The organism is Flavobacterium hydrophilum, from assembly GCF_003202405.1.
GTDB lineage: Bacteria > Bacteroidota > Bacteroidia > Flavobacteriales > Flavobacteriaceae > Flavobacterium > Flavobacterium hydrophilum.
Map to the genome: position 1 here is coordinate 1 of NZ_QJHL01000004.1, position 14,056 is coordinate 14,056.

The following is a 14,056-nucleotide window of genomic DNA, read 5'->3' on the forward strand; positions in this document are numbered from 1 at the left end:
TGGACAGCAATGTCCGTGCGGGTTCAAGTCCCGCTCTGAGTACTGAAAACTCCAATTGGCTATGGCTGATTGGAGTTTTTTTTTTCTTAATGAAATTACTTGCTTAAAAACTGAAGCTTCCCGATGTCCCTTACTGCGCTAGGGATGCAAGGGGAATCCTTTTGTGAGCCCTTATATTCCTGTATCATACCAAAACTGCCTGAACGAAAGATACACCGTAAAGCCCGCCCCGTAGGGAAGCCATAAAAACAGATACAAAATGTTCATATCTAAATCATAATACATAAATGATTTAGATATATATGATGCTAAAAAAGCGGATCATTTATAGATCCGCTGTTGTTATAAAAATTTTAATGTTTTTTAGATCCCTAATCGAAAATCTTTTACACTTTTTTGTTCTAAGCTAATATCTTCAAAATAACTTGTCGTTCCTTTATCAACCGGGCATTGGGCACTGATTCCTGTCCAGATTTCTGAAGGATAATTATTTTTGTATAAACGGACCATTTGCCAGTTTTTATTGTCTATTGAATAATAGCTTGCCACGGTTTTTGTATCTGATGAAATTTTCATGTAAACTGTTTTCCCTTCAACAATATCATGATTGTTGTCGTCAGAAGTTCCTATGGTTCGAACCGTTACAATTCTGTGATTGCCACGTTCATCTTGTTCGAAACAAAATTTTTGATAAAAACTGTCATTTACATATAAATATAAAACTCCGGCATTGTATAAACCACTTTTAGTAAACTCCGGACTTACCTTTGCTGTCAATGTAAAAGGTTTTGTGTTGTCAACTTTAGACAAAAGAATAGGTGCTGAATTATTTGAGAGCTTATTATTTGGATCCGAAAAATAATCTTTTTTCTCTCCTACGTGAAATAGCATCTTTTCTTTTACATTTATTTTTACTAACGTATCCGCACCATTAATTGACTTGGTAAAATGAATTCGGCTTAGTTTTATATCACATGGAATTCCACGTACTATTGCCGAGTCTTTTGTTGTAGGATCAGTGTTTTCAACTGTTTTATTTTCTTTAGAAATATTATTACAAGCTGAAAATAGAATAATTTGATAAAGGCTGCAGTAGATAAGAAATTTAGGTTTCATAAATGTTTTTGTTAAAAGTATAAATAGTCTAACTTAGTTTCTCAAATTTATACACTACTTCCAATAACTGCAATACGTAAAATTAACCAATTTATTTAAACAACTATGACTAACGCATCCATCGAAGATCAGTTAACATCTACTTTATTGCAACAAACATTTTTGGATGGAAATATACTCGATATTGAAGATTATAAAAAAATGGCTGCTGCTTATGTTTCTATAGAGCAATGTGTGGCGGTACTTTCGGATTTTCAGGCTGACTGCAGTTATATATATGCGGGTAATTTCGGTAAATTCTTAGGACTCCCTTTAGGGGATTTATTTATCGATTCGGCTTTTGAAGATTGTATATTCGATAAGTTAAATTCGGAGGATGTAATCGAACGTCATGCATTAGAACTTCATTTTTTTCAATACCTGAAAAACCTGCCTGATGAAGAATATCGAAATTACAGTACTTTTAGCCGTCTGCGTTTTTCTGATGATAAAAATATGAATTATATAAATCATCGTACTATGTATCTTAAAAAATTATGCAATGGAAGTGTTTTATTTGCATTGTGTTTATATGCACCATCGACTAATTTTAGATTTCAAACCGGAATTGATGGTAAAATTGTAAATATTAAGACAGGAGAAACGATAACATCAGAAAAATATAAACCTTATACAGAAACCCTGCTTTCTAAAAGAGAGTTAGAAATCCTGAATCACCTGGCAAAGGGAAACAATAGTGATCAGATTGCAAATCTTTTAAATATTTCGGTTTATACTGTTCGTCGTCACAGACAGAATATAATTCAGAAAATGCAGGTTGCCAATACGACAGAAGCATTAAAAACAGCTTTTGTTATGGGGTTGATAAATGTATAATCAAAAAATAAAGAAAAACCTTTAGCCACGTAACGCTTAAAGGTTTTTCTTTATTTTTTTAGTTAAATGCTTTTTCAAAATTAGAATCTGCATTTTTGGCTTTTTTAGAAGGTAAAACAGAATCACATTTGTCTTTTTCAATTACTGGATTCCAATCTCCTTCGAGTTTATTTGCGGTTGTAGTGCTTGCTGCAAATATTTTTTCTTTTGTGTATTCAGAGACTTCGACTTTATTCAATTGTTTAGACCATGAAATGCGTTTATCTTTATCAGAGCCAGGTCCAAAACAATCATATTCTGCATAGAAAGAAGTTTTCCAGTTGTCATAGGCTTTATTTTCAGGATCTTTAGACCAGATCGACCATCCTTCAGGTATTATAATTGATTCTTCATACGAATGGATAAAAACAGTATTGGCACCGGCTCCCCATGGTCTTCCAAGTGACACTTTTGAAATGGCTGCTTTAGGATATTTCATTATGACACAATCTTTGAATACAAAACCATATTTACTTTTTCCCGCTTCATGATTTCCGGCAGTGATGTATGAGTCTTTTCTGCATTGGATAACACAATTTTCAAACAAGGCTATACCTGCGCCAAAAATAAAGTCTGTCGTTCCATCAATTATACAATCTTTAATGTAAGTTCTTTTGTTAGCTTTTAGGTAAAATGTATCCTGAAAACCACTCATTTTACAGTTATGGAAAATAACCCTGTCACCATTTACCATCAAAGCTACAGCCTGACCGCCCTTTTTATACTGTGACAATTCACTACTAATAGTGTTTTCAAAAGTTATATTTTCTGCAAAAAAATCATTTGCTTCAATTAATACACTAAATGATTTGCTTGTTCCTCCTGCAATTTCAGCATAATCATCGTAAGTGAGAATGGTATTTTTATACGATTCGCCTATTAAGGATACATTTTTCTTTCCTGAGGTTAATTTTAGTTTCTCTTTATAAACACCTGGCTTTACAAAAATAACGGTACGTTTAGAATTATTATCAGGTACAGCATTAAAAGCATCCTGAACTTTTGTATAATTACCGCTTCCATCAGCAGCTACTACAATATCATAAACTGTTTTGTTTTTTTGAGCGTGTAAAGCTGCACTGAAACTAATAAGTAAGAAATAAAAAGTAAGTAAAGTTTTTTTCATGTTAGATTATGAATGATAAAGTTTTAAAATAAAATTTCCAAGGAATAAATTGTTTTACACCTTGGAAATTTATAAAAATAATTGAATATAACTAAGAAATGCTGTTTTTTACTTTATGTCCAAATATTCCAAAATAAAGAATGATTACAAAACATACCAAAGGAATAATGTAACCGGCTTGAATATCATCGTGTTTCATGTCGATTAATGTTCCCATTCCATAGGGTAGTATAGCACCACCCACAATAGACATTACCAACCAGGATGAACCAGTTTCTGTATTGGATTTTAAACCTACCAATCCTAAAGAGAAAATAGTTGGAAACATAATTGACATAAAAAATCCAATTCCGCCAAGAGCATAAATAACTACAATTCCGGATCCGTAAATAGCTACTAAACAAAGTAAAATACTTGCTACACAATATATAGAAAGTAGAACATAATCTTTAACAAACTTCAAAAAGAAAGTTCCAATAAAACGTCCTGCCATAAACAGAAAACCATAAATTCCAAGATAATATCCGGCTGTCTTTTCATCTAATCCAGCTCCTTGCTGTGCAATTCGAATGAAGAAACTCGTAATACAAACCTGGGCGCCAACATAAAAAAACTGTGCTACAACAGCCCAACTCAAATGAGAGAATTTCAAAACAGAGAAAAATCCCGGTTTTACTTCCACTTCAGAATGTTGTGGTTTCATTGAAGGTAAATGCATGAAATAAAATAAGATAGCAACCAATACCAATACACTTCCTAAAATGATATAAGGTAATTTCACAGCCGAAGCTTCCCCTAACAGATAAGCAGCTTTTGTTGCTTCCGGCATAGCTGCCATTTGTTCTGGAGTGTGATTTGTTCCTGAAAGAATAAACAGTGAACCAACAATTGGGGCAACCATAGCTGCTAATCCGTTAAAAGAAGCAGCTAAATTTAATCTTTTGGAAGATGATTCAGCAGGTCCTAATATAGCAGCATACGGATTGGCGCTGGTTTCCAGAATGGTTAGTCCGCAACCAATAACAAACAAGGCCAAAAGGAAAAGTTCATAGGTTCTTGTATTTGCAGCAGGTACAAAAAGAAATGCTCCACAGGCAAAAACTAATAATCCTATTATGATGCTATTTTTATAGCCAAATCTTTTAATCAGCATTCCGGCGGGAATTGCCATAATAAAATAAGCAAAAAATACGGAGGTATCAATCAATGTAGATTGACTGTTATTTAATTCACAAGCTTTTTTTAAGTGTGGAATCAAAATAGAATCCAGATTGTGCGCCATTCCCCAAAGGAAAAATAAGCTGGTAATTAAAATGAAAGGCAAAAGATATTGATTTCCTTTTCCGCCTTCTGTTGGTACTTCGTGTTGGTCACCTGTTTGGTTAGTTACTTGCATAGTTAGATTTTTATTTTAGGATTATTTCTTTTTTACTAATAATAGGTGATCACATACCAAAACTATTTCGCCTCTTTGGTTGATGATTTCTACGTGTTCGGTTACTGTTCCCATATCCGGTTTTTTGGCTTCTCCTTTTTCCGATATCGTAATTTCTGAATGAATAGTGTCTCCAATATGAACCGGCTTCACAAATCGCATTCTGTCGTATCCTTTAGAAAAAGCTTCCGGATTTATTTCTGAAGCAGTCAAACCGATTCCAATACTGAAAACCATTGTTCCGTGCGCAATTCGCTGTCCGAAAGGTTGTGTTTTACACCATTCCTCATCCATGTGGTGTGGAAAAAAATCGCCAGTATGTCCAGCATGGACTACAAAATCGGTTTCTGTAATAGTTCTGCCTAATGTAACTCTTTTATCATTAAGTTGATAGTCTTCGAAAAATGTGGATTTGAAATACATATTTTAGTTTTTTAGTCCTTAGTAATTAGTCCTTAGTGACTAGCTCAAATGCTAATTACTTATGACTTTTCACTAATCACTACATTTATATAATTTTTTTGGGCGTTTAAACACGCTTTCCGCTGTATCTTTTTTGGCAGAAAAAGCCAAAAAAGGATGTCGCTTCAATCGTTAACGCGGGCAACCGTTGTTATAACTCATTTAGTGGAATTCCACCTTTTTGATTACTGATGTAACAAGCTTCAACAACCTTCATCGTATCTAGCACATCCTGAACACTTGCTAATAATTTGTCATCAGAACCTTCTTTAAAGCGCATTAAGTTTGACATGGTACCTATGAAAGCTTCTGGAAACCAGGAACCTTCTAAATTGATTTTTTCCCATTCGTAAGTGCCATTTTTTTCCAATGCCACTTCAAATTCGTCCGGCATACCGTCAGGATAATTCATCAGCAAGCCCATTTTTGCTTTAATTGCTCCTTTTGTTCCTTCCCATTTGATGTAGCTTTCTTCATGTTTTGGTCCAAAATGATGATCGTGATTCGTATTGATAACCACACGCATCGAATCGCCATAATCCAAAATAATCGAAGAACGGCAAGATGATAATTTCTTTAAAGGATGATTGGTTGTTTTTGCATAGACTCCTTTTGGATTTCCCATAAAGGAACGAATGCAGTCAATATAATGCACACTGTGAAAAAGAATCTCCAATCTTGGATGTTCCTTGATTAATGGAAATAATTCCCAAGGAGTGTTTACAGTTACTTTAAATTCCAGATCATACAAGTCTCCAATAATTCCCTGATCAATCATATAACGCGCTGCACTTACAAAAGAAGCAAAACGCAACTGAAAATTAATCGCTGCTACTAATTTTTTTCTTTCGCAAACAGCTACAATTTCTTTGGCCTGCGCCAAATCATTTCCCATTGGCTTCTGAATCAAAACTGCAGCACCATCTGGCAATTGTTCTAATATTTCGATGTATTGATCAGGCAATACCGTAATATCATAAACAGCATTCGAAGGAGCATTTTTTACAGCATCGGCTACGTTTTCAAAAACATTCGGAATGCCGAATTCCTCAGCCATTGCGTGTGCTTTTGCCACCGTTCTGTTTGTAATTCCGAAAACCGAAAAGCCAGCCATTTTATAAGCCGGCAAATGAGCATCTTTTACAATACCGCTTGCACCAATAATAATAATCGGCTGCGTTGTTTCGGGCAATAAAGGTTTATATGGAATATTCATATTTATTCTATTTTTTGAATATTATTATGTGTTTCTTCTAATAATTGTGCTGAAGGAATGTCGCTGTTGATTGCTTTTAAAATCATATGATCGATAAACTCACACACTTTTGGCCAAATTGGTGTTTGTGGAAGGGTAAATGCATTTTCATGCAGCATTTCCAGTTTATGATAAAATGGTATTAAAGCATTAATTTCTTCATCTTTCCAAGTCGACTTTCTACAACCAATACCGCCTTCTTTTGTTAATAATTTGTCACTTTCAGAAGTTGTTGCAAAACGTAAAAAATCGTAAGCCAGTTTTTTATGTTTACTTCCTGATCCAATAGTATACAACCAGTACACATTCAAAGAAGCCGTTTTATGATTCGGATCGGAAGGGAGTGAAGTGATATCAATTTTTCCCTTTACTTTCGATTCCTCAATCACTTGTGCCATCGAAGCAAATCCGAACCAGTTGATAGCCATTGCAGCTTCTCCTTTGGCGAAGGCCAAACCCGCCTGAACCGAATCAAATTCTTTTGATTTTGGATGAACAGCAGTTGGATCGTTCACCATTTTTCTGTAAAAATCCAAAGCTTCAATTGCAGCTTTACTGTGAACGCTGATTTGATTTTTGTGATTGATTAATGATCCGCCACGTGTCCATAATTGCAGGCAGAAATCAAAAACCATGTTGTGTCCGTCTGGATAATTGGCAAAAATGCAGCCGTAAAGATTTTCTTCTGGCCGATTAAAGAAAGAAGCAATTTCTACGAACTCTTTCCATGTTTTTGGTGTGGAAAGTTCGTAACTATACTGCTTTTTAAAATTTTCCTGCTCGTTTTGGTCTTCGAATAAATCCTTTCTGTAAATCAGACATTCCGGGCCATCATGAAACGGAAGTCCATAAGTGCCGTTATCCAGTTGCTGTAATTTTAAAAGCGATTTATGCCAGCCGTAAGGATAATTTTCCGGTGGATTTGCTGCTATAAAAGAATACAAATCCAAAACCGCTTTTTCGTGTACAGCATCATAAATCCAATCGGTATTGAGGTGTGCAATATCCCATTTACCTTCTTTCAAACCTTTTTTTGTAATAGTGGTTTCATACAAATCATGAAGCTCCAGCGGTACCATTTCTGCTTCAATTTGAATATTGTTTTGAAGGCAAAATAAATCCCACAGCTTTTGAAGAGTGGTTTCAAAAGGATCAAATTTCCTGACAGCGATTCTTATTTTTTCCATTACTACGCTATAAATTCCTTAATAATTCGTTCGTTGTCCTGTCCTAATTTTGGGGAACCTTTAGTCGATGTGAAAATTTCTCCGTCTATTCTAATGGGGCATCGGGTTGTTTTATAGTTGTAGCTGTCCAGCATTTCTACTCTTTGTATGAAATTTAGAACCTGAAATCCTTCTTCGGCAAAAAGCTGTTTGTAGTTCAGAACTTTGGCACACCAAATATCAGCAGGCTCTAAAATATCCAGCCAATATTGGGTTTCCTGAGTTTGCAAATGAGAAGCGAGAATGTTTTTAATTTCATCTCGCAGTTCAAATTTATTTTCAGGAAATTGTAATAACGCATCACATTGTAGCAGCGAAGCCAAAACCGGAATCGATCCCATTGCTAAAGCCAGATAGCCGTTTTCAGTTTTATAAATACCATAAGGCGCTCCTAAATAAGCATGTGCATTATTGGATTTTGTCCGAACTGGCAATTCACCACCGTCGTTAAAATACGTTGTAATGGTTTCAAACTGAAAATCAAAAGCCGATTCCAGCATACTTACCTGAACTTTTGCCCCAATACTATGAGTTGCTTTTCTGTATAAAGCAGCTAAAATTCCTTGTGCCAGATGTGCTCCCGCCAACATATCCACAATTGATAATCCCATTGGTACGGGTCCATCCTCCTGATTTCCACTTAACCAGGTTAAGGCGGTCAAAGATTGCAATAGTAAGTCCTGTCCGGGTAAATCTTTTAGTTCGGATTTAGTGCCATAACCCGAAATTTCGGCATACACTATATTCGGGTTGATTTTTTTGACTTCATCATAACTCAAACCAACGCGTTCCATCACTCCTGGTCTGAAGTTATGCATGACAACATCGGCTTTGGCCAATAATTTTTTTAATTTTTCAAGCTCTGACGGTTGTTTGAAATCAATAGCGAATGATTCTTTATTTCTGTTGATGGTATGAAAAACAGATGATTCTCCATTCATAATCAAATCAGAAGTATATAAGGTTCGGCAGATATCACCTGTTCCCGGTTTCTCAATTTTTATCACACGGGCACCTAAATCGGCCAATCGCAAACTCGCTGAAGGGCCTGAAAGAAACTGGCTAAAATCTACTATTAAATAATCTTCTAATGGTTTCATCCTGCTAGTTTAAAAATTGTTCGTGTATTGTTACATTATCTTCTCCCACTTTAGGGGCTGCTTTCGTATTGGTTAAAATCTCTCCGTCTAATTGTATCGGGCTTCTGGTAGTAACCAATTTTTCTCCTGCAGAATTTTTTACCGTTTGTTTCAATTGCAATTCGTTTACAAAAGGCTGGCTGTCTAATTCCTGGTAATTAAGTACTTTTCCACACCAGATTCTTTCTTTTTGTAACACATCAATCCAATAATCTGCTGTTTGGGTATTCAGTTTTTCGGTTAATAATTCCCTAATTTCATCTCTTTGAGAAAACCATTTGTGTTTATCAGTGTATTTTTGGAAATCGATTTCTAAAACACTTCCAATAAAAAGCAAATCGCCCATTGCAAGAGAAATATATCCGTCTTTAGTTTGATAAACTCCGTAAGGAGCGCTTAGAAAAGCATGAGCACTTCCTTTTACATCGCTTCTTTGTGGTTGTTGTCCTCCATCATTCAAGTAAGAAGTTATTGCTTCAAACTGCACATCCAAAACCGATTCCAGCAAGCTGACTTCAACTAAAACACCTTTTCCGGTTTTAGCTCTTTTAAGTAAAGCTGCTAAGATTCCCTGAACGAAATGGTTGCCGCACATCAAATCCGCTACAGCCAGACCAAAAGGAACTGGTCCCTGACTTTTCCTGCCGCTTAGCCAGCTTAATCCCGAAAGTGACTGCAAAAGCAAATCCTGTCCCGGTTTATTTGCCCAGGGACCTTTGTCTCCGTAACCTGTAATGGTTCCGTAAATTATTTTTGGATTAATATTTAAAGTTGTTTTAAAATCCAATCCGATTTTTTCCATCACACCCGGACGGAAATTATGGGTCATAATATCCGCTTTAGCGATTAGCTTTTTGACTAAAACCAAATCATCCGGATTTTTAAGATCGGCTGCAAAAGATTCTTTATTTCGGTTAATGGTATGAAATAACAAACTGCTGTCATCGATAAAAAGATCTTTGATGCTCAACTGGCGGCAAGCTTCACCTTTTACAGGACGCTCGATTTTTATAACCCTTGCTCCTAAATCAGCTAATTTCAATCCCGCAGAAGGTCCTGCCAAAAACTGGCAAAACTCCAATACAACTAATCCTTCTAATGGTCTCATACTGTTATAAGTTTAAAGACTTTATGTATAGTCCATTCATTACTTCCAAAACAGATTCTTCATCACCGCCATTCATTAAATAATCACGAACCACATCACCTGCATGATCCTGAAAATACATGTGTCCGGAATATCTCGGTCTTAAAAAAGCTCTTTCTAATGCTGGTAAAGTATTTTTGAAATAATCATGCGTTATACCATTGATTCTGTCATTTTTCCAGGCCTGCAAATGCCCCGGCTGTCCGCCATTATCAGCAAAAATATTCTGTTGTACCTGTGATGAACCTGTAAATTCAGCATATTTTATGGCTTCGGAAATATGCTGGCTAAATGAAGAAACTGCCAAACCGGTTCCGCCTAAAGAGCTGATCATTGGTTTGTCATTCAATTTAACTAAGTCATAAAAGTGAAGCAGATTTTTGCTGTAACCAATTCTTGAATAATTAGAATAGCCATACGCAAAAGGGCAGTAAGCAATCTCATCCGAATTCACCATAGCTTCATATACCTGAATCGGATTACGGTTAAAATTAGCCGAATCCATTAATTGAGCAAGTTCACGATGCATCTGTAAAGCTTTTTTTCCTGTTTCCACAGAAATTACTTTTTCCTGTGATTGAAAAGGGTCTTCGCCTAAACTACAGCAAAAAGAGTAAAATGTCATTAAGGAATCTACCGGAATTCCTGCAAAGGCAACTAATCTTTTTTTCGCTAAAGCCAATAAATCATCATAGGTCTGTGGGACTTTTAATCCTTGTTTTTCTAAAATATCCAATCGGGCAGCTGCTACCGGAGTTGCCGCATCAATTGGCAAAGCCCATAATTTATTGTGAAAGACATAACTTCCGTAAGATTTACCAACGGTATTGATTTCCTGATCTTTTATATATTCTGAAGGAAGATGATCTGATAAAGGTAGAATGGTTTTTGTATCGGCACCAAAACCTGTCCATGGATGATCAATAACCAATAAATCAAATCTTTTGGCTAAATCTTCTATGGAAGCATCTGCAAATTCCTGTAAGCTTCTTTTCTCCCAGCTAATTTCAATGTCCGGGTTTAATTCTGTAAAACGTTGAGCTGTGGCAACCATTGGTAATAAACCCCTAGTATGATTCCACGTAATCCCTTTTAGTTTTTTCATTTTGATAGTCTGATTTAATAAATGTGATTTTCACATTTACAAATATAGAAATTAGATTCAAATGCCATGATTATATATTTGTTTTTTGGCATTTCGGGCAATGCTTTTTTATATTTTATACAAATTACAGCTAAAATGTGATATTGCTTTTGATTATATCTGTTTTTGGGTATTGATTTTTAAAATATGTCGTTGTTATTAATATTAAGTTTTATATTTGTAAATGTAAAAATCACATTTATTTTTGCGTTAAATTACATAAAATACAATTTTTAAAATAGCAATTATGCTTAAAACTTCTTTTTTTTCCAAAATGATTGTGTTACTGATTTTTGTAACAACAATTTCAAAAGCTCAAAATACAATTTCAACTAAGCTGAAATGGTCAGAAAGAATGGCATTAACGTTAATGCAGCGTCACCCTCAATCGTATATGCTTGATGATGCTCCTGTAGCACATATCAGTTATGTTCATGGTTTGGTTACTTATGCTTTTCAGGAATTAGGCAAGAAAAAAAATGATGAAAAATACGCGGCTTACGCCAAACAATATGCTGATGAATTGATAGATGCCGATGGAAATATTAAGACTTATAAGTATGAGTCCTTTAATATTGATAACATACCTACAGGACGAATTTTGTTCGACATTTATGAGCAAACTAAAGACAAAAGATATTTAGTTGCGATGCAGACTTTGCGTAAACAATTAGAAGAACAGCCTCGTACCCCAAGTGGTGGTTTTTGGCACAAAAAAATATATCCCAACCAAATGTGGCTGGATGGCTTGTATATGGGAGAACCATTTTATGCAGAATATACCGTTACGTTCGAAAATGGAGCTAAGTTAGATGATGTTGCTCATGAATTTGAATTGATTCAGCAAAAGGCAACAGATGCAAAAACAGGGTTGTTGTACCATGCCTGGGATGAGAGCAAAGAAATGGCATGGGCAAACAAAGAAACCGGAGTTTCGCCTAACTTTTGGTCGCGATCAATGGGCTGGTATGTGATGGGATTGGTTGATGTACTGGATTATTTTCCTAAAGATCATCCAAAAAGAAAAGAACTGATTTTGTATTTAAACAATATTTCGAATGCCTTAGTGAAATTTCAGGATAAGTCAGGATTGTGGTATCAGGTTACTGATATGGGAACCCGTGAAGGTAATTATTTAGAAACTTCGGGTACGGCTATGTTTGCATATGCTTTTGCAAAGGGAGCTAAAAAAGGATATCTGCCTAAAAAATTCAAAATAATTGCTGAAAAAGCCTTTGATGGTATGACTTCAAAATTTGTTAAAGTATATCCAAACGGGGAAATTGAAATTACGAATGCCTGCGCAGTAGCAGGTTTAGGAGGGAAGCCTTATCGTGATGGCTCTTACGAATATTATATTAATGAAAGAAGGAAAGATAATGACCCTAAAGTAACCGGACCCTTTATTCTGGCGGCTTTAGAATTAAACCGATAATTAAAAAATTAAATATATATGTTTTCATTACAAAATAAAAAAGCAGTCATAACGGGTGGAGGAAGCGGAATAGGTAGAGCAATCGCTACTTTATTTGCAAAACAGGGAGCAGAAATTCACATTATTGACTTAACAACAGAAAGTGCTCAGGATGCGGTTGCTGATATACAGCAATTGGGAGGAAAAGTATTTTCATATGCCTGCAATGTAGTAGATCAAAAAGAGGTTGTTGCTACATTTGAAAAAATTGGAAATATCCATATTTTGATTAATAATGCCGGTATTGCCCATGTGGGGAAAGTAGGCACAACTTTGGAAATCGATTTCCAAAGGGTGATGGATGTAAATGTAAAAGGAGTTTACAATTGTTTATATGCCGCAATTCCACAATTTCAATTGTCAAAAGGAGGTGTGATTTTGAACATGGCTTCTATTGCATCATGGGTTGGAATTCAGGATCGTTTTGCTTATTCAACTGCTAAAGGTGCTGTAATGGCTATGACATTATCAGTTGCAAGAGATTATATTGATGAAGGGATTCGATGCAATTCGATTTCGCCTGCCAGAGTGCATACTCCTTTTGTAGATGGATTTATCAATAAAAACTATCCGGGTAAAGAAGCTGAAATTTTTGAAAAGTTGTCTAAGTCACAACCAATCGGGCGTATGGGACAACCGGACGAAATTGCTGCTTTAGCCCTTTACTTATGCAGTGATGAAGCAGGATTTATTACGGGAAGTGACTATCCTATCGATGGAGGATTTATAAAATTAAATAACTAATTAAAAATATATAAGAAATGAAATTAATACGTTTTGGAGCTGCCGGACAAGAAAAACCGGGTGTTATTATTGGAGAAAAAAGATATGATGTTTCTTCAATTGTTTCGGATTTTAACGAAGCTTTTTTCGAAGACAATGGTTTGGAAAAATTAAAAAAAGCTTTAGAAAGTAATCCGGCATTACCGGAAGTAGGAACAGATGTACGTTTAGGTTCTCCGGTTGCGAGACCTTCAAAAATAATCTGTATCGGTCTGAATTATGTAGATCATTGTCATGAAACAGGAGCTCCGATTCCAACAGAGCCAATTATCTTTTTCAAATCAACCACTTCTTTATGCGGTCCGAATGATGATTTGGTGATCCCAAAAAACAGTGAAAAAACTGACTGGGAAATCGAGCTGGCATTTGTGGTTGGCAAAAAAGCAAGTTATGTAGAAGAAGCAGATGCTTTAGATTACGTAGCAGGATATGCTTTGTTGAATGATTACAGCGAAAGAGCTTTCCAAATCGAAATGGGCGGACAATGGGCAAAAGGAAAAGGTTGTGATACTTTCGCACCTCTTGGACCGTTTTTGGCTACGCAGGATGAAATTGCCGATGTGAATAATTTACCAATGTGGCTGACAGTTAACGGAAAGAAATTCCAAAACAGTAATACTTCTAATCTGGTTTTCAAAATTCCATTTTTAGTGCATTACCTAAGTCAGTTTATGACCTTGCTTCCTGGCGATATCATTAGTACAGGAACGCCTCCGGGAGTTGGATTAGGAATTAAGCCGGATCCAATCTATATCAAACCGGGCGACGTTATCGAATTGGGTATGGACGGTTTGGGTTCAAGTAGACAAGTAGCTAAAGCTTATTCTAAATAAA

General features: G+C 35.6%; 13 protein-coding genes. 4 read left to right on the forward strand and 9 right to left on the reverse strand.

The annotated features are described in order from the left end of the window. Positions 1 to 363 precede the first annotated feature (363 nt). Complete coding sequence (locus tag DMB68_RS15565; RefSeq protein WP_110347598.1) at positions 364 to 1,116, reverse strand: DUF1349 domain-containing protein; 753 nt, start codon at positions 1,114 to 1,116, stop codon at positions 364 to 366. Between the two features lie 105 nt (positions 1,117 to 1,221). Between DMB68_RS15565 and DMB68_RS15570 the strand changes: the two genes are divergently transcribed. Further along, positions 1,222 to 1,992, forward strand: a complete 771-nt coding sequence (locus DMB68_RS15570) for a response regulator transcription factor (protein WP_110347599.1) — start codon at positions 1,222 to 1,224, stop codon at positions 1,990 to 1,992. Positions 1,993 to 2,050: 58 nt separating this feature from the next. Here DMB68_RS15570 and DMB68_RS15575 read toward each other — a convergent pair whose 3' ends face one another. From DMB68_RS15575 to DMB68_RS15610, 8 genes are all read right to left on the reverse strand, one after another. Then, positions 2,051 to 3,157 (reverse strand): pectinesterase family protein, encoded by a 1,107-nt coding sequence (locus DMB68_RS15575; RefSeq protein WP_110347600.1) that lies wholly within the window; start codon positions 3,155 to 3,157, stop codon positions 2,051 to 2,053. Positions 3,158 to 3,248: 91 nt separating this feature from the next. Then, complete coding sequence (gene fucP / locus DMB68_RS15580; protein WP_110347601.1) at positions 3,249 to 4,553, reverse strand: L-fucose:H+ symporter permease; 1,305 nt, start codon at positions 4,551 to 4,553, stop codon at positions 3,249 to 3,251. 21 nt (positions 4,554 to 4,574) lie between these two features. Continuing rightward, positions 4,575 to 5,015: a MaoC/PaaZ C-terminal domain-containing protein gene (locus tag DMB68_RS15585; RefSeq protein WP_110347602.1), complete on the reverse strand. Its 441-nt coding sequence runs from the start codon at positions 5,013 to 5,015 to the stop codon at positions 4,575 to 4,577. A gap of 190 nt (positions 5,016 to 5,205) precedes the next feature. Continuing rightward, the gene (locus tag DMB68_RS15590; protein ID WP_110347603.1) at positions 5,206 to 6,270 is read right to left on the reverse strand and encodes a Gfo/Idh/MocA family protein; all 1,065 of its coding nucleotides are present in this window, start codon (positions 6,268 to 6,270) and stop codon (positions 5,206 to 5,208) included. A 2-nt stretch (positions 6,271 to 6,272) separates the two neighbouring features. Further along, positions 6,273 to 7,496: an extracellular solute-binding protein gene (locus DMB68_RS15595; protein ID WP_110347604.1), complete on the reverse strand. Its 1,224-nt coding sequence runs from the start codon at positions 7,494 to 7,496 to the stop codon at positions 6,273 to 6,275. A gap of 2 nt (positions 7,497 to 7,498) precedes the next feature. Next, entirely contained in the window at positions 7,499 to 8,635 is a 1,137-nt protein-coding gene (locus tag DMB68_RS15600) for a CaiB/BaiF CoA transferase family protein (protein WP_110347605.1), read from the reverse strand. A 4-nt stretch (positions 8,636 to 8,639) separates the two neighbouring features. Continuing rightward, positions 8,640 to 9,782 carry a CaiB/BaiF CoA transferase family protein gene (locus DMB68_RS15605; protein ID WP_110347606.1) on the reverse strand — a complete coding sequence of 381 codons (1,143 nt, stop codon included), beginning with the start codon at positions 9,780 to 9,782 and terminating at the stop codon, positions 8,640 to 8,642. Positions 9,783 to 9,786: 4 nt separating this feature from the next. Beyond that, positions 9,787 to 10,926 (reverse strand): ABC transporter substrate-binding protein, encoded by a 1,140-nt coding sequence (locus DMB68_RS15610; RefSeq protein ID WP_110347607.1) that lies wholly within the window; start codon positions 10,924 to 10,926, stop codon positions 9,787 to 9,789. A gap of 286 nt (positions 10,927 to 11,212) precedes the next feature. Here DMB68_RS15610 and DMB68_RS15615 point away from each other — a divergent pair, with 286 nt between their 5' ends. From DMB68_RS15615 to DMB68_RS15625, 3 genes are read left to right on the forward strand one after another with little or no spacing between them, the layout of a single operon-like run. Beyond that, a complete protein-coding gene (locus DMB68_RS15615) occupies positions 11,213 to 12,400 on the forward strand; it encodes a glycoside hydrolase family 88/105 protein (RefSeq protein WP_110347608.1) in 1,188 nt (395 codons plus the stop codon). An 18-nt stretch (positions 12,401 to 12,418) separates the two neighbouring features. Next, the gene (locus DMB68_RS15620) at positions 12,419 to 13,183 is read left to right on the forward strand and encodes an SDR family NAD(P)-dependent oxidoreductase (protein ID WP_031455526.1); all 765 of its coding nucleotides are present in this window, start codon (positions 12,419 to 12,421) and stop codon (positions 13,181 to 13,183) included. Positions 13,184 to 13,200: 17 nt separating this feature from the next. Then, positions 13,201 to 14,055, forward strand: a complete 855-nt coding sequence (locus DMB68_RS15625; protein ID WP_110347609.1) for a fumarylacetoacetate hydrolase family protein — start codon at positions 13,201 to 13,203, stop codon at positions 14,053 to 14,055. Position 14,056 lies beyond the last annotated feature (1 nt).